Origin of the sequence: Corynebacterium sp. Marseille-P3884, from assembly GCF_017942225.1 — a bacterium.
Classification (GTDB): Bacteria; Actinomycetota; Actinomycetes; order Mycobacteriales; family Mycobacteriaceae; genus Corynebacterium.
Genome location: NZ_JAGKSD010000021.1, coordinates 1 through 19,426, shown reverse-complemented (window position 1 = coordinate 19,426; position 19,426 = coordinate 1). Strand labels below are relative to the sequence as shown.

19 protein-coding genes, 1 tRNA gene and 2 pseudogenes are annotated in these 19,426 nt (G+C 62.6%); 12 read left to right on the top strand and 10 right to left on the bottom strand.

What is annotated here, in order from left to right; translation table 11 throughout:
• Positions 1–19: 19 nt before the first annotated feature.
• Positions 20–844, bottom strand: coding sequence for a glutaminyl-peptide cyclotransferase (locus tag J5Y21_RS10820; protein ID WP_210575644.1), 825 nt, complete (start codon positions 842–844; stop codon positions 20–22).
• 39 nt (positions 845–883) lie between these two features.
• Between J5Y21_RS10820 and J5Y21_RS10815 the strand changes: the two genes are divergently transcribed.
• The 3 genes from J5Y21_RS10815 to J5Y21_RS10805 all read left to right on the top strand — a co-directional run bounded on the left by J5Y21_RS10815 (position 884) and on the right by J5Y21_RS10805 (position 4,042).
• Entirely contained in the window at positions 884–1,609 is a 726-nt protein-coding gene (locus tag J5Y21_RS10815) for a DUF3027 domain-containing protein (protein ID WP_296144762.1), read from the top strand.
• A gap of 136 nt (positions 1,610–1,745) precedes the next feature.
• Positions 1,746–3,200, top strand: coding sequence for an NCS2 family permease (locus J5Y21_RS10810; RefSeq protein WP_210575714.1), 1,455 nt, complete (start codon positions 1,746–1,748; stop codon positions 3,198–3,200).
• Between the two features lie 5 nt (positions 3,201–3,205).
• Positions 3,206–4,042: an RNA methyltransferase gene (locus J5Y21_RS10805; RefSeq protein ID WP_210575635.1), complete on the top strand. Its 837-nt coding sequence runs from the start codon at positions 3,206–3,208 to the stop codon at positions 4,040–4,042.
• Here the strand turns inward: J5Y21_RS10805 and J5Y21_RS10800 are convergent.
• The 3 genes from J5Y21_RS10800 to serC form a co-directional block, all read right to left on the bottom strand.
• Positions 4,027–4,878: a hypothetical protein gene (locus J5Y21_RS10800; RefSeq protein ID WP_210575633.1), complete on the bottom strand. Its 852-nt coding sequence runs from the start codon at positions 4,876–4,878 to the stop codon at positions 4,027–4,029. The genes J5Y21_RS10805 and J5Y21_RS10800 overlap by 16 nt on opposite strands.
• A 19-nt stretch (positions 4,879–4,897) precedes the next feature.
• Positions 4,898–5,995: a septation protein SepH gene (sepH, locus tag J5Y21_RS10795; protein ID WP_210575631.1), complete on the bottom strand. Its 1,098-nt coding sequence runs from the start codon at positions 5,993–5,995 to the stop codon at positions 4,898–4,900.
• A gap of 65 nt (positions 5,996–6,060) precedes the next feature.
• Complete coding sequence (serC, locus tag J5Y21_RS10790) at positions 6,061–7,191, bottom strand: phosphoserine transaminase (RefSeq protein WP_210575629.1); 1,131 nt, start codon at positions 7,189–7,191, stop codon at positions 6,061–6,063.
• Positions 7,192–7,467: 276 nt separating this feature from the next.
• Here serC and J5Y21_RS10785 point away from each other — a divergent pair, with 276 nt between their 5' ends.
• From J5Y21_RS10785 to J5Y21_RS10775, 3 genes are all read left to right on the top strand, one after another.
• On the top strand, positions 7,468–8,763 hold the full coding sequence (locus tag J5Y21_RS10785) for a citrate synthase (RefSeq protein WP_210575627.1): 1,296 nt from the start codon (positions 7,468–7,470) through the stop codon (positions 8,761–8,763).
• Positions 8,764–8,931: 168 nt separating this feature from the next.
• A complete protein-coding gene (locus J5Y21_RS10780) occupies positions 8,932–9,291 on the top strand; it encodes an FKBP-type peptidyl-prolyl cis-trans isomerase (RefSeq protein WP_210575615.1) in 360 nt (119 codons plus the stop codon).
• Positions 9,292–10,128, top strand: coding sequence for an aldo/keto reductase (locus J5Y21_RS10775; protein WP_210575613.1), 837 nt, complete (start codon positions 9,292–9,294; stop codon positions 10,126–10,128).
• 102 nt (positions 10,129–10,230) lie between these two features.
• On the opposite strand, the gene J5Y21_RS10770 is transcribed toward J5Y21_RS10775, so the two are convergent.
• Positions 10,231–11,205: a DUF1906 domain-containing protein gene (locus J5Y21_RS10770; RefSeq protein ID WP_349236995.1), complete on the bottom strand. Its 975-nt coding sequence runs from the start codon at positions 11,203–11,205 to the stop codon at positions 10,231–10,233.
• 122 nt (positions 11,206–11,327) lie between these two features.
• Between J5Y21_RS10770 and J5Y21_RS10765 the strand changes: the two genes are divergently transcribed.
• The 3 genes from J5Y21_RS10765 to panC are packed head-to-tail and all read left to right on the top strand — an operon-like array spanning position 11,328 to position 12,872.
• On the top strand, positions 11,328–11,765 hold the full coding sequence (locus J5Y21_RS10765; protein WP_210575611.1) for a hypothetical protein: 438 nt from the start codon (positions 11,328–11,330) through the stop codon (positions 11,763–11,765).
• Positions 11,762–12,091, top strand: a complete 330-nt coding sequence (locus J5Y21_RS10760; RefSeq protein ID WP_210575604.1) for a transcriptional regulator — start codon at positions 11,762–11,764, stop codon at positions 12,089–12,091. The genes J5Y21_RS10765 and J5Y21_RS10760 overlap by 4 nt, the downstream gene beginning before the upstream one ends.
• Entirely contained in the window at positions 12,066–12,872 is an 807-nt protein-coding gene (gene panC / locus J5Y21_RS10755) for a pantoate--beta-alanine ligase (RefSeq protein WP_210575598.1), read from the top strand. The genes J5Y21_RS10760 and panC overlap by 26 nt, the downstream gene beginning before the upstream one ends.
• A gap of 3 nt (positions 12,873–12,875) precedes the next feature.
• Here the strand turns inward: panC and panB are convergent, their stop codons facing one another.
• From panB to J5Y21_RS10735, 4 genes are read right to left on the bottom strand one after another with little or no spacing between them, the layout of a single operon-like run.
• Complete coding sequence (gene panB / locus J5Y21_RS10750) at positions 12,876–13,694, bottom strand: 3-methyl-2-oxobutanoate hydroxymethyltransferase (protein WP_210575596.1); 819 nt, start codon at positions 13,692–13,694, stop codon at positions 12,876–12,878.
• Positions 13,695–13,703: 9 nt separating this feature from the next.
• Entirely contained in the window at positions 13,704–14,570 is an 867-nt protein-coding gene (locus J5Y21_RS10745) for an ABC transporter ATP-binding protein (protein WP_210575594.1), read from the bottom strand.
• 6 nt (positions 14,571–14,576) lie between these two features.
• Positions 14,577–15,662: an iron ABC transporter permease gene (locus J5Y21_RS10740; protein WP_210575591.1), complete on the bottom strand. Its 1,086-nt coding sequence runs from the start codon at positions 15,660–15,662 to the stop codon at positions 14,577–14,579.
• A 19-nt stretch (positions 15,663–15,681) separates the two neighbouring features.
• On the bottom strand, positions 15,682–16,872 hold the full coding sequence (locus J5Y21_RS10735) for an ABC transporter substrate-binding protein (protein ID WP_210575589.1): 1,191 nt from the start codon (positions 16,870–16,872) through the stop codon (positions 15,682–15,684).
• A gap of 154 nt (positions 16,873–17,026) precedes the next feature.
• Here J5Y21_RS10735 and J5Y21_RS10730 point away from each other — a divergent pair, with 154 nt between their 5' ends.
• Both J5Y21_RS10730 and J5Y21_RS10725 read left to right on the top strand, forming a co-directional pair.
• Positions 17,027–17,812, top strand: coding sequence for a hypothetical protein (locus J5Y21_RS10730; RefSeq protein ID WP_210575587.1), 786 nt, complete (start codon positions 17,027–17,029; stop codon positions 17,810–17,812).
• A 79-nt stretch (positions 17,813–17,891) separates the two neighbouring features.
• Positions 17,892–17,967 (top strand) — tRNA-Arg (locus J5Y21_RS10725).
• 96 nt (positions 17,968–18,063) lie between these two features.
• On the opposite strand, the pseudogene J5Y21_RS10720 reads toward J5Y21_RS10725, so the two are convergent.
• Positions 18,064–19,107: pseudogene (locus J5Y21_RS10720) on the bottom strand (IS481 family transposase); the annotation flags it as partial.
• A 52-nt stretch (positions 19,108–19,159) separates the two neighbouring features.
• On the opposite strand from J5Y21_RS10720, the pseudogene J5Y21_RS10715 reads away from it, so the two are divergent.
• Positions 19,160–19,300 (top strand): annotated as a pseudogene (locus J5Y21_RS10715) (IS3 family transposase); the annotation flags it as partial.
• Positions 19,301–19,426: the final 126 nt, after the last annotated feature.

Below are 19,426 nucleotides of genomic sequence, written 5' to 3'. Positions count from 1 at the left end.
GGCAGGTAGGCAAGCGCCCCTATTTCGGTTCGAAGGTGACCCGGTACATGTCAGGCCAGCGTTTGCCCGTGAGGAAGAACTCATTGTCGCTGTCTGGGATATGGGCGATCCCGTTCAACACATGGTTCGGGTCGGGGGAGGCGTTGTTGGGGAGGCCGGAGGCGTCGATAAGCGCCTCGACCTTTCCTGTCTTCGCGTCGATGCGCACGATGTCCGTCGTGGTGAAAATATTGGCGTAAATATCGTCGCCGACGCACTCGAGCTCGTTGATGCCCTCGAGCGGCTGACCGTCGCGGGTGACGGTGAAGCGCTCGCGCTCGGTGAGCGTGTCCGGATCCATGCGCCGCAATTCGGCCGTTCCGTCAGAGAAGATCACCTCCCCTGCGTCCTGGCGGTGGCACAGGCCCCACCCTTCGCCCTCGAAGGAAGTGCGCTCGAGCTCGTCGAGCGTCTCTGCGTCGCGCTTGATCGCGGTGTTGCTCTGCCAGGTCAATTGCCACAAGTGGTCGCCGACGCGCGTGATGCCTTCGCCGAAGAATTCCGGCGCGAGATCCTGGCTGGCTAGCTCTTTGCCCTCGGTTGTGGTGCGGTAGATGCGCGATTCGCCGTTCATGCCGGTGGCGACGTACAGCGTGCCGTCCGGCGCGACTTCGAGGCCCTGGGTGAAGCTTGAGTCGTCGAAGGGGAGCGTCTCGTTGATGGAGACGGTGAGCATCTCCGTGCCTTCCGTTTTCTGCTGCGCAGCCGTCGAGCTGCCCTCGGCGCTGCACCCGACGAGAAGGGCGACCGCGGACACGGCGGAGATGGACGACAGCAACGCGGCGGCGTGGGGGAATTGGACCATAGGGTCTATCTTGCAACAGTGTCAGCCATAATGGGGTGCGTGCCCCGGAGAAGAAACGACAAGAAAGCAGGACCGCTGCTCGGCGACAAAGCGGTGACGACCGCGCGCGAAGCGTTGCTCGAGCTCGACCAAGGCGCAGTCGGCGACCACATCGGTGTTGTCGGACTGAGCGCGAATGTAGCCACCCACCGCTTCGAGGCGGACGTGCCCGGCTATTCGGGATGGGAATGGAATGCGGTCCTCGCATGCGCGACTGGCTCCGACTACATCACTGTCAACGAGGTCGCGCTCGTGCCTGCGCCGTCGGGCGATGCGTTGCAGGCCCCGGACTGGGTGCCGTACACCGAGCGTCTTCGCCCCGGCGACCTCGGCCCGGGCGATCTCATGGAGCCGGCTCCGGACGACGAGCGCCTGACCGATGACTCCTTCTCCAAAGACGCAGTGGTCTTCATCGGACGGGAGACGAAGCAGTACCTGACCACCACGGGGTTGAAGGCGGCGAAGCAGCGGTGGAGGCGCGGCGAATTCGGGCCCAATTCGGACCATGCCTCCCAGGCGGCGCTGCAGTGCAAGACCTGCGCGTTCTATATCCCGGCGGCGGAACCAGTGGGCAAGAATTTCGGCATCTGCGCCAATGAGTACTCCGCGGACGGCCACGTTGTTTCCGCCGTGTACGGCTGCGGAGCGCACTCCGAGACCAAGGTCGACAGCGAGGACGTCACGCCGAGCAGTGCGCTTTTCGACGACGAAAAACCCCTGTATTAGTTCCAGTTCTGCCCGATTCCCCGTCCGCACCATTTTGATTTTCGCGCTGTGAGTGGGACGCTATTGCCGTTATTGACATGCAAACGTCAGGGGAATCACAGTGAGTGACACCACGAATCCGTCCGGCTCCACAAAAGTGACCGAGACACCCAATGAGGCGGGGGAGATCTCCGGCCTCGACCGTTTCTTCCACATTTCTGAGCGTGGCTCCTCGGTGGGCCGCGAGGTGCGCGCCGGCGTGGTCACATTCTTCGCCATGGCGTATATCGTCCTGCTCAACCCGCTGATCCTGGGTACGAGTGAGGATTCCGCGGGCACCGTGCTGGGCATCCCGCAGGTCGCTGCCGCAACGGCATTGGTGGCCGGTGTGATGTGTATCTTGTTCGGCGCCATCGCCAATTACCCGTTCGGCATCGCCGCCGGCTTGGGCCTTAACACGCTCGTCGCCGTCACGCTGGTGGGCATGGAGGGACTGACCTGGGCGCAGGCGATGGGCCTGGTGGTCGTCGACGGCATCATCATCGTGTTGCTGGCCATCTCCGGCTTCCGCACTGCCGTCTTCCGTGCGATCCCGCCGTCGATGAAGGCCGCGATCGGCGTGGGCATCGGCATGTTCATCTCCCTGATCGGCTTCGTCGACGCCGGCTTCGTCCGCCGCATCCCTGACGCGGCGATGACCACGGTCCCAGTCCAGCTGGGTATCAACGGCTCCATTGCGTCGTGGCCGACGCTCGTGTTCATTCTCGGTCTGTTCATCTGTGGCTTCATGGTTTCCCGCCAGATCCCGGGCGGCCTGTTCATCGGCATCGTGATCAACACGATCATCGCCCTGATTGTGGAAGCTGTCACCGGCGCCGGCTCCGCGGCCGATAACGGTCCGACCGGCTGGAACCTCGCCGTGCCGAGCCTGCCGGACTCCTTCGGCGGCATCCCGGACCTCTCCATCGTCGGTGCAGTCGACATTGTCGGCGCCTTCACCAATATCGGTGTCGTCACCGCATCCCTGCTGGTGTTCACCCTGGTGCTGGCCAACTTCTTCGACGCCATGGGCACGATGACCGCGCTCGGCCGCCAGGCTGGCCTGACCGATGAGAAAGGCGAGCTGCCGGAGATGAAGAAGGCGCTCGTTGTCGAGGGCCTCGGCGCTGTCGTCGGCGGCGCGGGCTCCGCGTCGTCCGCCACGGTCTTCGTCGACTCGTCTGCGGGCATCGCCGACGGCGCGCGTACCGGCCTGGCCAATATCGTCACCGGCCTGCTCTTCCTCGCCGCGATGTTTTTCACCCCGCTCTACGAGATCGTGCCGATCGAGGCCGCCGCACCAGTGCTGGTCATCGTCGGTGCCCTCATGATGATGCAGGTCAGCGAGATCGACTGGACTAAGTTCCACATCGCTCTGCCGTCCTTCCTCACCATCGTGGCTATGCCGTTCACGTACTCCATCGCCGACGGCATCGGCATCGGCTTCATCACCTTCGCACTGTTCTCTGTCTTCGCCGGCAAGGCGAAGGACGTGCACTGGTTGATGTGGCTGATCTCCGCGCTCTTCGTGGTGTTCTTCGCCATGGACCCGATCATGTCTGCCATTTCCTAACCGCCATGATTCACATCACCGATCCTGCCGATCCGCGTCTCGACGATGTCCGCGATCTCAAAACCATGGACAACGCGAAAGGCCTCGTTTTCGGGGAAGGACCGCTCGTCGGCGGGCGCGTGATCGATTCGCGCTACCCGCTGCGCTGCGTCGTCGGCTTTGAGAAGAAGCTCAACACATTCTTCGCCCAGCGCGAGGAAGAAGGCTTGCCGCCTATCGACGTTCCCGTCTACGTGGTCACCCGCGAGCTGCTCGCCGAGGTCGCTGGGTACGACATGCACCGCGGAATCATCGCGGTGGCGGACCGCGCGCCGGAACGCGACGTCGATAAGCTCCTTGATTCACGCACCCTTGTCGTGCTCGAAGGCGTCGGTGATCACGAGAATATCGGCGCGATCTTCCGCAATGCCGCAGGAATGGGCGTCGACGGCGTGCTGCTCGGCGCTGGCACGGCAGATCCGCTGTACCGCCGCAGCGTGCGCGTGTCTATGGGGCATGTGCTGCGCCTGCCGTTCGCGCACCTCGAGGGCACGGTGACCACCTGGCAGCGCTCGCTTGAGCAACTGCGCGAAGCGGGCTTCCGCCTAGTGTCGCTCACCCCCGACGACAAGGCCGAGCATCTCGCCAACGCGCTTATCGACGACACCGGCGCCCCCTATGAGAAAGTCGCCCTCCTCGTCGGCGGCGAGGGCCCCGGACTGACGGAGCACGCCATGCGTGCCACTGATATCCGTGCCCGCATCCCCATGGCGAATGGCACCGACTCGCTGAACGTGGCCACCTCCGCCGCGATCGCGTTCTACGAGCGCGACCGGTCGTTGAGCTTTCAGCGGTCTGAGTGACGGATCCGTTCCACCACGGCGTCCTTGAGGTCGCGCCAGCGGCGCTTCAGACCTCGTCCAATCCGGCGGGCTGCCGCGGCTGAGGCATCGGCGAACTGAGCGAATTCGCCGCCTTGCTCGTCGTCAGCGGTCTCCTCATAATCGTCGTAGTCCGCGCTCGGGCTCGAGAATTTCGCAGCGACCTCCGCGACATTTTTGGTCTCCGGTTTGCGCGGCTCCACCTTCGGTTCCGGGCGACCGTCGACGGCATAGCCCACCACATTGATATCGGGGCCGTCCGGGGAGACATCGACCCCGAGCCACGCGGTCTCCGCGGCGTGCATGAGATCTACCGGTTCGAAAGGCAGCGAAATACCGCCGATTTGTTCAGCGCGCTCGCCCGCCCAATAGGGCGCCTCGAAAGGCTCCGGCAGGCCGAGATCCTCCATCAAAGCGGTGCGCGTGGCGCACAGACTGCGGGAGACCTCCTCACCGTGGAAGTGCGCGAAGCCGCCGAAACCAGCACCGTCGCCGGTGCCCTCCGCGAAGACGAACACATCATCCGCGGGGACTGCAGCGAGCAGGTCAGGGGAGATGTCCGAGAGCTTTCCGCAGTCCTCCACGAAAGTCTGCAGCACAGCCACGCCCGGATAACCGGCGATATAGAACTCTGCCCTTGATGGTTTCGTGGAACGGTTCAACGGGAACTGCCCGATCGGCGTGATCGGCCACCGGGGATTGAGCTGGGACAAGAGTTTGCGGCCGAAGCCCCGGTCGGCTTTCGGCTCCGCCTCGAGCACCGCCGCAGGGTTGGCGGTGCCGACGTACCAGAATGTCACCACTGCGGGATAGCTCATTGCGCGTTCCTACCCAGCTCTACTTCGGCCGCTTGGTATTGGTGCGCACGCCCAAGAGCACGTCTTCCCAGTGCGGGGTGACAGCCTTGCGGCGGCGCTTCTGCGGTTTCTCCTCCGGCTCCGGATTCTGGAGGAAATCACCTTCCGCGAACTCATTCGGCTGGGTCTGGGTGACGGACAGGTTCTCTTCTTCGTGCGGGATATTGTCCTGAGGGTACGCCTCGTCTTCCACGTACTCCGGCTCCGGCTCGTATGCCGTGTGCGCGGACAGGGAGCGTACCGGCTGGGCAAACGAGGGGTCGATGAGATCCGCTGCGACCGGGTCACGCGGCTCGGTGGTGGCGGGGCTGCCCATGGAGCGACGGAAGAACCATTCCGCGCTGTGCTCCTGCAAGCCGGCCTTCCACGTCACGCGCACGACCCACGGTTCACCTGCTTCGCGCACGGCATCCCAGTGGGCCTCGGACAGGACATGGCCGCGCGCCGCGAAAGCGAGCGCGAGGACTTCGAAGAGCGTGTCCGGGGCAGTGCCGTCATCACGGACCGGGTGGGACTGCTTGGCGGCTTCCGCGACCTGCGCGCGCTCCAGCAGGACCGGGTGCGCGTACGGTTCGATGCGGCTTTCAGCCACGCCCATCTCCTCGGCCAGTGCGGCCGCGTCCGCGCCCGCACGGATGCGGGCCTGAATCTCATTCGGACGCATAGACAGGGGAGTGGCGAACAGCGGATCCGGCTCGACCGGGGTGCGCACCGGCTCTGCGGGTTCTGCTGGTTCAGCTGGCTCTGCGAGCTCTGCAGATGCTGCTGGTTCTTCGGTTTCTTCGGCTACTTCTGTTGTGTCGATCGTGTCGGGCGCTTCCGGTTCGTCGTCGCTGGAATAGACGGTGAAGGTGGGGCGCGACGGTTCGTCGACAAGCTCGGCATCGACGAGCTCGTACTCTTCGGCGGAATTATCGAAGGCGTCGGTGTAATCGCGCTCGGCGTCGAACAGGACGGGATCCGGCTCGCCTACCTCGCGGAGATCAGCGCGGGGGATGCGGAATCGCTCGCCGTCCTCGGTGCGCAGCACCCAGACGGTATCCGTCGATTCTTCTGCAACTACAAAGAGCTCGCGCATCCACAACTCCTTACACCGGTGTCATTCACTGACACACTTTAACCGATGAAAGGCCCTGAACCCGGTTACTTCGCGCCAACGCCCTGGCCGAGCATGAAGTCGATCGCGCCCGTCAGCTTGGTCACGTCCTCGGTGTCGATCGCCGGGAACATCCCGATGCGCAGCTGGTTGCGGCCCAGCTTGCGGTACGGCTCGGTGTCGATGATGCCGTTCGCGCGCAGCGCTTTGGCCAGCTCGGCCGCATCGATGGAATCGTCGAAATCGATTGTGCCCACGACATAGGAGCGCTTCTCGGCATCGGCGACGAACGGGGTCGCGTGCTCGTGGTTTTCCGCCCAGGAGTACAGGGCCTCGGAATTCGCGCGGGTGCGCTTGACCATGCCGTCCAGACCGCCGTTGTCGTTCATCCACTTCACCTGGTCGGCGAGCATGAGCAGGGTGCCTACGGCCGGGGTGTTGTAGGTCTGGTTCTTGCGGGAATTGTCCACTGCCGTCTGCAGGTCCAAAAATGCCGGGATGAAGCGGCCGGACTCCTTGATCTTGGCGATGCGTTCAATCGCCGCGGGGCTCATCGCAGCCAACCACAGGCCGCCATCGGAGGCGAAGGACTTCTGCGGGGAGAAGTAATACGCATCAGTCTGGGAGATATCGACGGGCAGGCCGCCGGCGCCTGACGTTGCGTCGATAAGCACGAGCGCGTCGGTGTCCGGGCGGGTGACGGGCACCATCGTGCCTGTCGACGTCTCATTGTGCGCCCATGCCACGACGTCCGCATCAGTGCCGTCCAGTTCGCCAGGCTCCGGTGCGGTGCCCGGCTCGGACTCGACGATGGCCGGATCCTCGAGCCACGGTGCCTGCTTGGACGCCTTGGCGAACTTGGAGGAGAACTCGCCGTAGGTGAGGTGCGCCGACTTGTTCTCGATCAGGCCGAAAGTCGCCGCATCCCAGAACGCAGTCGCGCCACCCAGCGAAAGCACGATTTCGTAGCCGTCCGGAAGGGAGAACAATTCAGCCAGACCTTCACGGACATGGCCGACCAGGTTCTTGACCTCCGGTTGGCGGTGGGAGGTGCCCATCACCGCGGCTGCACCCTTGCTGAGCGCCTCGATCTGGGCCGGGCGCACCTTCGACGGGCCACAACCGAAGCGGCCGTCGCTGGGAGCGAACTCTGCGGGAAGTGCTGGGTAGTCGGTCATGGATGCCCCTTAACTATCGCTTTAAAACTTCTATTCCGTTCACAATAACTGAAACGGCACTCCCGTCAGGTGGAATTATGCGGCCGGATTGGCGGAGGGCTGTAGCTGTGGCAAGTCGTGTGCGGACAAAACAGTGTCGCGGTAATCACATCTGCTGATAGAGTTGTCTCATGTCAATTTCGGTGCATGCTTATGTGTGCAGCCGTCTTCCGCTTTATACGGAGATAGCGCTGTAGCCGGGCACGCACCGCCCAACGACTCTGCGAAAGGTTCACTGTGGCTTCTGAGAATCAGGACAAAGCGGTACTGCATTACCCCGGCGGCGAGTACGAGATGGACTTCATCCGTGCCTCCGAGGGCAACGACGGCTTCGTCCTAGGCAACCTCCTAGGCGAGACCGGCCTAGTCACCTTCGATCCGGGGTATGTCTCCACCGGTTCGACTGAGTCCAAGATCACCTATATCGACGGTGACGCAGGCATTCTGCGCTACCGCGGCTACGACATCGCCGACCTGGCGAACAAGGCCACCTTCAACGAGGTCTCCTACCTGCTCATCAACGGTGAGCTGCCGAAGGCGGACGAGCTGGAGAAGTTCAACTCCGAGATCCGCCACCACACCCTGCTGGACGAGGACTTCAAGGCCGCTTTCAACGTCTTCCCGCGCGATGCGCACCCGATGGCAGTGCTCGCTTCCTCGGTGAACATCCTCTCCGCCTACTACCAGGACCAGCTGGACCCGCTGAACGAAGAGCAGCTGGATAAGGCCACCGTCCGCCTGATGGCCAAGGTGCCGATGCTGGCGGCGTACGCCTACCGCGCTTCCCAGGGCAAGCCGTACATGTACCCGAACAACGCTCTGAACCCGCGCGAGAACTTCCTGCGCATGATGTTCGGTTACCCGACCGAGCCGTACGAGGTCGACCCGGTTGTGGTCAAGGCTCTGGACAAGCTGCTCATTCTGCACGCCGACCACGAGCAGAACTGCTCCACCTCCACGGTCCGCATGATCGGTTCTGCGCAGGCGAATATGTTCGTCTCCATCGCCGGCGGCATCAACGCACTGGCAGGTCCGCTGCACGGCGGTGCGAACCAGGCAGTGCTGGAGATGCTCGAGGACATCCAGAACAACAACGGCGGCGACGCGTCCGACTTCATGAACCGCGTGAAGAACAAGGAAAAGGGCGTTCGCCTGATGGGCTTCGGCCACCGCGTGTACAAGAACTACGACCCGCGCGCCGCGATCGTCAAGGAGTCCGCTCACGAGGTGCTGCAGCACTTGGGCGGCGACAGCCTGCTCGACCTGGCGATGGAGCTCGAGGAGATCGCCCTCAACGATGACTACTTCATCGAGCGTAAGCTGTACCCGAACGTGGACTTCTACACCGGTCTGATCTACCGCGCGATGGGCTTCCCGACGGACTTCTTCACCGTCCTGTTCGCCATCGGCCGCCTGCCGGGCTGGATTGCTCACTACCGCGAGCAGCTCGCGATGAACTCCAAGATCAACCGTCCGCGCCAGATTTACACCGGCGAGACGCAGCGCGAGTTCGTTCCGCGCGACCAGCGTTAATACGCTTTTAAGGCGGTGCGAAACGCGCCGCCTGCACCTCAATGCGATTCCGCTGATTGAAGAAACCGGGCCTATAATGGGCCGGTAATCTTTTCGGCGGGGTCGCATTTTCGTATGGAAGCCCAGCGCAGCCATGCGTGCAGCCCCGAATGTCAAGGAGAATCTTTTATGGACAAGCCGACCATCAACGTCTCGAATGAGCCGGCTCCGACTGACCTCGTGATCGAAGACATCGTCATCGGTGAGGGTGAGGAAGCACAAGCCGGTGGCATGGTCAAGGTCCACTACTTGGGCGTGGATTACCAGACTGGCGACGAATTCGACAGCTCCTGGGACCGCGGCGAAGCAGCAGAATTCCCGCTCGCTGGCCTCATCGAAGGCTGGCAGGACGGCATCCCGGGCATGAAGGTCGGCGGCCGCCGCCAGCTGACCATTCCGCCGGAGAAGGCCTACGGCCCGGCAGGTGGCGGTCACCCGCTGTCCGGCCGCACCCTCGTGTTCGTCATCGACTTGCTCGAGGCGAACTAAATGGCAGGCGCTGAGTTCTTTGAGCTGAACAGCGGCGCCTCCATGCCGCGGCTGGGGCTGGGAACGTACAAGCTCGACGGCCCCGCATCCGACACGGTCGCGCTCATCCGCCGGGCGATCGAGCTCGGTTACCGCCACTTCGACACCGCTTCCTTGTATGGCAACGAGGAAGCCGTGGGGCAAGCGCTTATCGACGCTATCCGCGCCGGCGACGTCACCCGCGAAGAACTCTTCGTCACCTCGAAGGTCTGGAACGACGATCAGCCCCGCGCGGCCGAGGCCTTCGGCGAATCCCTCAAGCGCCTGGGTCTCGACTATCTGGATCTGTTCATGGTGCACTGGCCGTGGCCACAAAACGGCACATTCGTCGATGCCTACCGCGCGCTGATCGATGTCCGCGACCGCAGCGACCTCGTCTCCGTCGGTGTAGCGAATTTCTACGAAGAGACCCTCGACGAGATCATCGACGCCACCGGCACCGCCCCCGCGGTCAACCAGGTGGAGCTCCATACCGGCTTCACGCAGCCCCAGCTGCGGGAGCACCACGCGAAGCACAGCATCCTCACCGAGGCCTGGGCTCCGCTGGGCAGGGGAGAGATCCTCAGTGACCCCGCCATCACCGAGATCGCCGAGGCCCACGACGCCACCCCGGGTCAGGTCGCCCTGGCACACCTGCTGGCCCACGGCATCTCCGTCATCCCGAAGACGGCCAACCCGGAGCGTCTGGCGGAGAACTACGGCGCCCTTTCCGTCGCGCTCAGCGATGACGAGGTCGTCCGCCTCGACCGCGTTCAGGGGCATCGCCAGTCCAAGGATCCGCGGGAGTTCCCGGGTTAGGCATTCGCTGACAGCTGCGTCTGCCTCCTCGCCCCTCGGCCCGCAAACCCAGCTATCTGGAACCAGATAGCTGGGTTTAGCTTTGGCCTATGCCATTGCTGACTACTTGATGAACTGGCGCGCGAATTCCGCGGCGTTTCTGAGGTCCTCCGGCTTGATATTGCGGGCGAAATTCTGCGCCTCCGAGGACATGCCCTGCGGAGTGGGGTTGGAGGAGAAGTCCGGCACCGAGGAGTTCTCCGGGATCCGGTAAGCGGGTGCAGGTCCAGGTGCCGGCTGAGGCTGCGGCTTCGCTGGCGCTGCCGGTGCTGGGGCAGGGGCACTGGCTCGGCCGGGCTGCCACTGGCCCCAATCGGTGGTGTAGACGTTGTTGATATCGCACAGGTGGCCCTCGATGTGCTTCTGCCACTTGGCCTTCTGGTGAATATTCGCGCGCGGGTGGAGCTTTCCACCGGAGCCCCAGTCGTGCTGCCAGAAGTAGGAGGCAATGCCGTCCTCCACGCACCACTGGATGACGTTGTAGTTGCCGTACACGCCGGTCTTCAAACCGGCCGCAGACAATGCGGCCTGGAACGCGCGCAGGTACGGGCGGATCTGGTTGGTGTACTGCGTGCGCGTGGGGTTGTCGTCGATGGCGACGTAGATCGGTTTGCCGTTCGGGCCGCCGGCTGCGCGGTGGAGCTGGATCGCCTGCGGGGCGTGGACCGCTGCACCAGCGGCGCCCATCAGCCAGTCGGCGGTCTGGGCGCGGCCGAACTGGTAGACGGAGGCGGTGAACAACCCGTTGGCGGCGAAATCCCGGGTCTCAGCGATGCGCACCGGCTTTGCCTTCATCCAGCTCACGGAGTCGGGTCGTGGCTGGGAGACGTAGCGGACGGCACCCATGTGGCCAGCGGCCTTGATGGCGCGGCCGGACGGGATTCCGGCGGCGTAGTCGAGGACGGTGCCGATGGGTTGACGGTTCTGGGCGTCGGCGGACGGGATGCGAGAGACTCCGGCGGCGCCGGCGACGCCGAGGACGGCAAGGGCGGAGGCACGGCTCAGGAAGCGGCGACGGGAGAAATCATTAGTAGTCACAATCGAAACATTAGCAACATGAATAACAAGTGGCCAGCACAAACGTCTGAGTCTCAATTTTCCACTTGTTTTCTCGATTGGAAAGTGTCATGCTTTCTTATGTGGAAAACAAGGGAGATGCAATGAATGTGACAGAGGTGAATGAATCGCTCGCGGCCGTCCGCGATATTGAGGCGCGCGCCGCGCAGGTGCCTGTCCCGTGGGGCATGGTGACTGCCGTGGGGCTGACCTTCGGTCTCGGTGTAGGCATCATGATGGCCGGATACGTATGGGGACTGCTTGTCATTCTCGTTTCGCTGGTTCTCATGATTGTGCTTGAGTCTGGCAGTAAGCGGACTGTCCGCACCGCGATGAAGCAGGACGTGCAGCAAGAAGAGAATTCGTGGAGCTGGAAGCGGTTCCTGTCGTTCATGGTGCTCTACACGATCGCGTATATCGGAATGCAGGTCTACGCCGACCACTACCCGGACGGGAACACAACGGTCGGCATCGTCGTGGGAATCATTGCCGCCGCAGCGATGACCGCGGTCTACGGCCTGTCGTGGAGGAAGTACCATTGATCGACCCAGTCATTCATCCCCTCAACCGCCTGAAGATCTGTGCGGCGCTGCGCGCTGGCGGTGCGACGGAAGGCACGACGCGCCGCGAAATGAAGTTCTCGCGGCTGCGGGATATCACTGATCTGTCGGATGCAACCCTGTCCAAGCAGCTCGGCGTCTTAGAGGAGCACGGCTACGTCTCCAGGTTCCGCGAATACGGGTCAACTCGTGCGAAAGACACGGTGTGGGTCACCCTCACCAAGTCAGGGGAGAAGGCCCTCGAGGGCCACCTCGATGCGCTGAACCGATACGCTGAGCCGCATGACGAAACTGACCAAGACTCCTGAGGAGCTTCAGAAGGCGCTTGATTGCGCAGGCGCGAGCGGCGCCGTCTCGCTCGTCCCCACGATGGGCGCTCTTCATAGCGGCCATATCTCCCTTGTCCGCGAGGCTCAGAAGCTAGGCAATCCGGTGGTGGTGAGCATCTTCGTCAACCCCCTGCAGTTCGCGCCGGGAGAGGATCTCGACGCCTACCCGCGCACGCTCGAGGAGGACATCGCGAAGCTCGAAGCCGAGGGCGTCGAAGCGGTTTTCGCGCCGAGCGTATCGACGATGTACCCCCACGGCCCCCGCACCACGATCCACCCGGGGCCGCTCGGATCGGTGCTGGAAGGAACAACCCGCCCGACCCACTTCGCGGGTGTGCTCACAGTGGTGGCCAAGCTGTTTCGCCTCACCGGCGCCACCGACGCATTCTTCGGCGAGAAGGATTACCAGCAGCTAGCTCTCATCCGCCAGATGGTCGAGGACCTGCACCTGCCGGTGCGTGTTCACGGCTGCCCGATCGTGCGCGAAGACAGCGGACTCGCGCTCTCGTCACGCAACCGCTACCTGAGCGAGGAAGAGCACCACACTGCGCTGATGTTGTCCCGCGCATTGGCGACGGGCAGCTATGACGATGCCTTGGCGGTTCTCGAGTCCGCCGAAGGCATCGAGCTCGACTACCTCGCCGTGACCACGCCGGAGCTCGAAGAGCTTCCGGAGGGCTACACCGGCCCCGCGCGTCTGCTCGTCGCCGCGAAGGTCGGGGAGACCCGCCTGATCGACAACGTCGAAATTCAGGTCTAAGCCCTAGAAGGTGTGCTCGTCCGCGGGGAATTCGCCCTCGTGGACGGCGCGCTTGTAATCGGCGGCGGCTGCGCTGAGTGCCTCGCCGACCGCACCGAATTGGCGCACGAAACGCGCGCGGTGGCCGCCTGCCGGGAAATCGGCCAGGTCGTGCCAGACCAGCACTTGCGCATCCGTGTCCGGGCCAGCGCCGATGCCGATGGTGGGAACGGGGCAATTGGCGGTGATCTCCTTGGCCAGATCAGCCGGGACCATCTCGAAAACGACCATGTCCGCGCCCGCTTCGACGACCGCGTTGGTGTCGGCCCAGAGCTGGTCGGCGCTCTCATCGCGGCCCTGGACCTTGAAGCCGCTCAAGTTGTCTACGGACTGCGGGGTGAATCCGACGTGGGCGCACACTGCGAGCCCGGCGTTTTTGAGCGCCTTGATGCGCGGGGCGATGCGGACGCCACCCTCGAGCTTCACCATGTGGGCGCCACTGCGGCGGATCATCTCGGTGGCTGTGCGCACGCACTGTTCGTCGGAGGCCTCGTAGCTGCCGAAGGGGAGGTCAGCCACGACGAGGGCATTGCCAGCACCGCGGACGACTGCGGCGGCGAGGTAGGTCATCTCCTCGACGGAGACCTGGTTGGTCGTCTCATAGCCGTAGACGACATTGGCAGCGGAGTCACCGACGAGCATGCACTCGATGCCGGCCTCGGCGAAGACGCGGGCGGTGGAATAGTCGTAAGCGGTGAGCATCGCCCACTTCTCGCCGTCGCGCTTTTTCTGCTTCAGGTCCGCGACCCGAGCTTTCTTGGTGGGGGCCAGGTATCCAGTCATGCAGACAGTCTAGGCACGCGCCGAGGTGACGGCGTTGATGACGTCGGGATCTGCATTCTCGACATCGACCGCGATCGGGTCCATCGGACCCGCGTCTGTCGGAGTCTCGTGGCGGGGGAGACGCAGCACCGGGCACACGATCGGCACGCCGGCGTCGTTGATGATGCGGGCGGAAATGCCGTAGACGCGCTCGAGCAAATCCGGGGTCAATACTTCAGCCGGAGTGCCCTTGGCAATCGCCTGGCCATCCTTGATCACCAACAGCTCGTCGCAGAAACGGGCGGCCAAGTTCAGATCGTGCAGGGCGACGAGGGCCTGACGGTCGTCGCCGCGGACCTCGTCCTGGATGATCTGCAGCAGTTCCACCTGGTGGCGGAGATCGAGGGCGGAGGTGGGTTCGTCGAGAAGCATGATGCGCGGGGAGCGCACGAGCATCTGCGCGACGGCCACGAGCTGACGTTGGCCGCCGGACATATCCGAAATCATGCGGTCCGACAGCTTCGTGATGCCCAGGCGGTGCATGACCTCGGCGGTCGTCTGCAGTGCGTTGCCGTTGCCCTCGCCGCGGCGGCGCGCGGAGACCATGACGGATTCGAATGCGGTGAGCGTTGCGCGCGAGAGCATGTCCTGCGGCACATAACCGACAGCTTGGACGCGCTCCTTGGCGCTCAGCGTGCGGCCGTCGACGACGATGTCCGCGTTGCCCTCGGAGGGCTTATTGATGCCGGCGAGGGTTTTCACGAGCGTCGATTTGCCGGCGCCGTTCGGGCCGATGAGGCCGGTGATCTTGCCGTCCTCGAGCGGGCCGAAGGTCATGTCGTCGATGATCGTCGTCCGGCCGTACCGCACGGTGAGATTCTTTGCGCTGATGGCCATGGGGGCTTAAGCACTCCTTCCACGCGAGCGGGTGAAGATGAGGAACACGAAGAACGGTACGCCGACAAGTGCGGTGATGATACCGAGGGGGATAGCCACACCGGGGATGATCGACAAGGACACGGCGTACGCGAGGCTCATGAGCATTGCGCCGGCAGCAGCTGCGCCGGGGAGGAAGAATTTCTGGTCCTCACCGACGATCATGCGCGCAATGTGCGGGCCGACCAGGCCGATGAAGCCGATGATGCCCGTGAATGCGACAGATGCGGCCGCCAACAGCGACGCGACCAGCAAGGTGGTCACGCGCAGGCGTTGGACGTTGATGCCCATCGCAGCAGCGCGGTCGTCGCCGAGACGCAGAGCGGTGAGACGCCACGAATTGACGGCGCAGAAGGGGATCGCCAGAGCGAGCACGACGGCGATCACGATATTCGCGGTCCACGACGCGCGCTGCATCGAGCCCATCGTCCAGAACACGATCTGCTGGAGCGCCTCATTAGAGGCTACGTACTGCAGCAAGGAGAGCACTGCCTGGAAGAAGAAGGACAGGGCGATGCCGAGCAGGATCATCGATTCCGCGCTCGCCCCGCGCCAGATCGCGGCACCCGCGATGATCAGCACGGCGAACAGCGCCGACAGCGCCGCGGTGAGCGCGAGATTGAGTTGCGCATTCAAGATGAGCGTCCAGCCCATCACGATCGACACCGCCGCGCCGAGGGCAGCCGCCGCGGAAATGCCCAAGGTGAACGGCTCCGCCAGCGGGTTTTCCAAGATTGTCTGCATTTGCGCGCCGGACAGCCCCAATGACGCACCGACGAGCACCGCCATCACCGCCGCCGGGAGGCGGAGAGTGCGCACGACGGTCTCAGTCTGCTGGTCGACGGAATCGGGGTCGAAGACGGCGCGGAAGACGTCGCTAAGCGAAAGATCGATGGGCCCAACGACCACCGCAACGAGGAAGCTCGCGATCGCACCGAGGACAAGAAGGGCAATTGCGATTGCTTTACGACGGCCGCGGCGACGGTAGTTTTCAATCGCACGGTCCGGCGAATCCTTCTCGTAGTCGGTGTCGGGCGCTACGCGTGTGGTCATTGAGCTCTTTTCTTATCGCTTATTTTGCTTCGTATCCGTCGAGGAAGAAGGTGCCGCTGTAGTCGAACGGCATCCACTCGGCGTGGAAGTCCTCGAAGTTCTTCGCCGGGTCCAGGTCCTCAAATTCCTCCGGGTGGAGCCACTTGGCGAATGCCTCGAGAGCGAACACGTTGTACGGGCTGTCGTAGAACTGATGGTAGACGGCGAAGAAATCGCCCTCCTTAGGGGCCGTCAGTTGTTCCACACCCGGGGTCTTGAGCGGACCGCCGAAGGAATCGCGTGCCGCTGCCTCGTCGGCCTGGTAGCCCAGCTCGACGTGGCTGAAAGCGTCGGTCTTCTGCGGGTCACGCGCCCACTCACCACCGGAAACGATGAGCTTGTCCGGATTGACCTCCACCAGCTTCTCAACGGTGATCTCTGTTTCGTCGGTGCCGAGAATCTCCGGGCCGATATTATGGCCGCCTGCCGCGTCGACGAGCTTGCCCAGGTTGGCGTCGCCCGCGATGGCGCAGCAATCCTTGAAGCCGGCTGCCATCCACACGACGGTCTTGGGCTTCTCCGTCGTCTTTGCCACGCGGTCGGTGATGTCGGCGACCTTCTCAGACCAGAACTTGTTGTAGCTTTCTGCGCGATCGGACTTGCCGAAGAGGTCGCCGAAGAGCTTCATGGACACCTCGGTGTTGTTCAGAGGGTCCTGGCGGAAGTCAGTGAACACGTATTTCAGGCCCACTGCGTCCATATCGGCCAAAAAGCCGTTCTGCTCCGCGACCTTCTTCTGGTCCAGCGTCATGACAACCACATCCGGCTTCTGCGCCAGGAGGTTCTCCACGGTCACGTCGCCCTTCTGCAGGGAGCCGATCATCGGCAGGTCCTTGGCCTCCGGGAATTTCTCCAAGACCTTTTCGCGCATCGCCGGCGCCGCCTTTTCGAAGTCATCGCCGTACGCGACGACCTTCTCAAACGGATTGTCCTGCAGGATCGAGGTGGCGAAAATGCCGCGACCTTCGCCGAGCAGAATGCGCTCCGGCTGCTTCTCGAAGTCGACGGTGCGTCCCGCCGCGTCGGTGACGGTCAGAACTGCCTCGCCATTTTTCTCGTCCCCATTGGAACCTGCGGCGTCACTGCCGCTCGAGTCGGACGAGCAGCCGGCGAGACCGAGCACTGCGATGAACGAAAACAGCAGTGCTGCGAGTGTGCGTGGAAACTTCACGATCCACCTTTCAAAATAAGTAAGCCTATGCTTAGTTTCAGGTAACCCTTTGAATGGTAAGGCATGCCTAATTAGAAAACAAGATTGTGTCCTAATTCGGTTTGTGGGGCGATTTCCTCGGACAATGGGTTTTTGGGCACATACCATGGGGGCCATGACGCATAGGACTCTGCCTTTCTCGCGCAGCCTCAAAGCGCTCGGAGCGACCACCGCCATCGCTGTGCTCTTGACCGTTGCTGGCTGTAGCCCGGATAACCAGCCGGAATCGCCCACGTCTGCGCCGACGGAAGACAGCTCGGTTTCAACCTCTCGGGCGGAGGATGGGAAAGCAAGGAATGAGGAGGACTCCAAATCCGAGGCCTCCGCGAACCTCAACATGTCCCAATTGCTGGAGGGGGTTACGTACAAGGAGCAGCCGGTGGCTGTGCGCACGCCAGCTGAAATAGAAGACTTCGTCCAGATGGAGCGAGATGCGATTGCGGATAATGCCGTCGACAATATGAAGACAGATCCGCCCGAGTGCAAGGAGCTGTCGCGGGCAGCTTATGACAAAGTCGAGCCGGACAAGAAGACGCCTGAATCCTACGCGATGGCCGACTTGGGGATCGATCAGTTCACGATTATGGCGTACCGTGCCGACATTGCGTACGACCCTTTCGCCGCGGATGTCCACGACCCCGAGAACTGCAACGAGTTCACGCAAGACATGCCCGGATACTCGCAGCACGTCACTCGGGTGCAACTCCCTTTGGACGCCGATGCAGACAGAGGGGGCGCGACATTGCAGACTTCCGCGATAAGCGATGGCACTGTATCCAAGCTGTACAACGCTACGGCCGTGAAGGACGGAAACGTCATCCATGTCGTCATTACCGATGACTCCGAGGAATCCATCCAGGCCGCCAACGAAACGCTCGTCCAGGTCCTGGAGCGGCTCTAAAACTTCTTTGCCGGGGTATGGGCAGTTCGAGACGTTTCTTTCATGCCGTGAACGCGGTGCGGTAACGTAGCTTCTCGTTGCCCTAGTAGCTCAGTGGATAGAGCACGGCTCTCCTAAAGCCGGTGTCGGAGGTTCGATTCCTCTCTGGGGCGCCATGTGTCCTCAGTCGCGACATCGTTGACAGATGAGTCGCGACATGGTGGACAAACCGGCGTCTTGGTTTTTATTTTTCCAAGGCGCCGGTTTTGTTTTTAGGTCAGTGGGGGTTGGCCTTTTCGCCAGTAGGCTTTTTGGTAATTGCGGGATGTGTCGATGTAGTGCTCGGCGATGGGTTCGCCGGTTTCTTTTAGTGATGTTGTGATGTGGTTGTCGGTGATGATCATCAGGACTTCTTCACCGCTGTAGGCGCGTCCGATTCCTAGGCTGTAGAGCCTGCCGGCGTAGCGGATGGTGACTTTGCCGCTGGGGGCGACGACGTCGTTGCGGACGCGCCATTCTTCTTCGGGGGTGTGGTTGGGTTCGGCCTTGGGCCCTGTTGTGTATGCCTGTTGTGGGGTGCGCCGCCCAAGTGATCTGTGGGGGCGTTCGGTGTTGTAGTAGGCGGCGAATTCGTTGAGTTGTCGTTGAAGGTGGGGGATGGTTTCGGCGGGTGGTTGGGCGTTGATCCAGCGTTTGAGTGTTTGGTGGAAGCGTTCGATTTTGCCTTGTGTTTGTGGGTGTCCTGGCCGACCGTTTTTCTGTTGGATGCAGTTGTCGGTGAGGACTTTCTCAAAAGCGTTGCGGCCGCCTTTTCGTCCGGCTAACCGGGCGGTGAACACCAGCCCGTTGTCGGTGAGTGTGGATGCCGGTGGGCCGAAAGTATCGATGAGGCGTTGGAGTTCTGCTGCGACTGCTGGGCCTGTAAATGCTGGCCGGGCGGTGATTGATAGCAGGTAGCGGGAGTGGTCGTCGATGAAGTCGAGGACTTCTACGCGTCTGCCGTCGATGAGAAAGAGGTGGGTGATGTCGGCTTGCCAGCATTCGTTGGGCATGGCGGCTTCAAACCTGATGTAGGAGCTGCGCGGTTTCTTCTGTGGTTGCGGGTCGACGAGTCCGGCATCGGTGATGATGCGGCGGATTGTCGATGTTGACGGGGTGCGAAGCCCCTGCCTGTCTAGGTGGAAGGCGATGGTGTCTGGGCCTGCGTCGAGTCCTGCTTTGGTGAGTTCTTTGCGCATGTCGATGATGTGGCTGCGCAGGCTGTCCGGCACAGCATTTGGGTGGGTGTGCGGTGCACGGGATTTCGGGGCGATGGCCTGAAGCGTCCTGGGTTCAGTTCCTACCTCAGGTAAGGAAGGATTAGGCACTATGCCCAGAAAGTATTCCGTTGAGTTCAAGGAGAAGGCGGTCCATCAGATCATCGAAATGGTCCGTCTGGAGTCTTGCTCACTGCAACGCGCCTACACGGAGGTCGGTGAGCTGCTTGGAGTATCCCACCACACGTTGCGGGGAGTGTCAGGAAGTTTGTGTGTGAGGCTCTGATCTAGAAGGAGTTTCACCGATAATGACTACGGTGTCACCGAAGAAAAGCCATGACCCGGCGAGGGTCAACGAGATCAGCGAGAAGCTGATGGA

Coding starts and splice junctions, on each gene's coding strand:
- J5Y21_RS10820 (WP_210575644.1), bottom strand. CDS start 844: ATGGTCCAATTCCCCCACGCCGCCGCGTTGCTGTCGTCCATCTCCGCC.
- J5Y21_RS10805 (WP_210575635.1), top strand. CDS start 3,206: ATGATTCACATCACCGATCCTGCCGATCCGCGTCTCGACGATGTCCGC.
- J5Y21_RS10800 (WP_210575633.1), bottom strand. CDS start 4,878: ATGAGCTATCCCGCAGTGGTGACATTCTGGTACGTCGGCACCGCCAAC.
- sepH (WP_210575631.1), bottom strand. CDS start 5,995: ATGCGCGAGCTCTTTGTAGTTGCAGAAGAATCGACGGATACCGTCTGG.
- serC (WP_210575629.1), bottom strand. CDS start 7,191: ATGACCGACTACCCAGCACTTCCCGCAGAGTTCGCTCCCAGCGACGGC.
- J5Y21_RS10780 (WP_210575615.1), top strand. CDS start 8,932: ATGGACAAGCCGACCATCAACGTCTCGAATGAGCCGGCTCCGACTGAC.
- J5Y21_RS10775 (WP_210575613.1), top strand. CDS start 9,292: ATGGCAGGCGCTGAGTTCTTTGAGCTGAACAGCGGCGCCTCCATGCCG.
- J5Y21_RS10765 (WP_210575611.1), top strand. CDS start 11,328: ATGAATGTGACAGAGGTGAATGAATCGCTCGCGGCCGTCCGCGATATT.
- panC (WP_210575598.1), top strand. CDS start 12,066: ATGACGAAACTGACCAAGACTCCTGAGGAGCTTCAGAAGGCGCTTGAT.
- panB (WP_210575596.1), bottom strand. CDS start 13,694: ATGACTGGATACCTGGCCCCCACCAAGAAAGCTCGGGTCGCGGACCTG.
- J5Y21_RS10745 (WP_210575594.1), bottom strand. CDS start 14,570: ATGGCCATCAGCGCAAAGAATCTCACCGTGCGGTACGGCCGGACGACG.
- J5Y21_RS10740 (WP_210575591.1), bottom strand. CDS start 15,662: ATGACCACACGCGTAGCGCCCGACACCGACTACGAGAAGGATTCGCCG.
- J5Y21_RS10730 (WP_210575587.1), top strand. CDS start 17,027: ATGACGCATAGGACTCTGCCTTTCTCGCGCAGCCTCAAAGCGCTCGGA.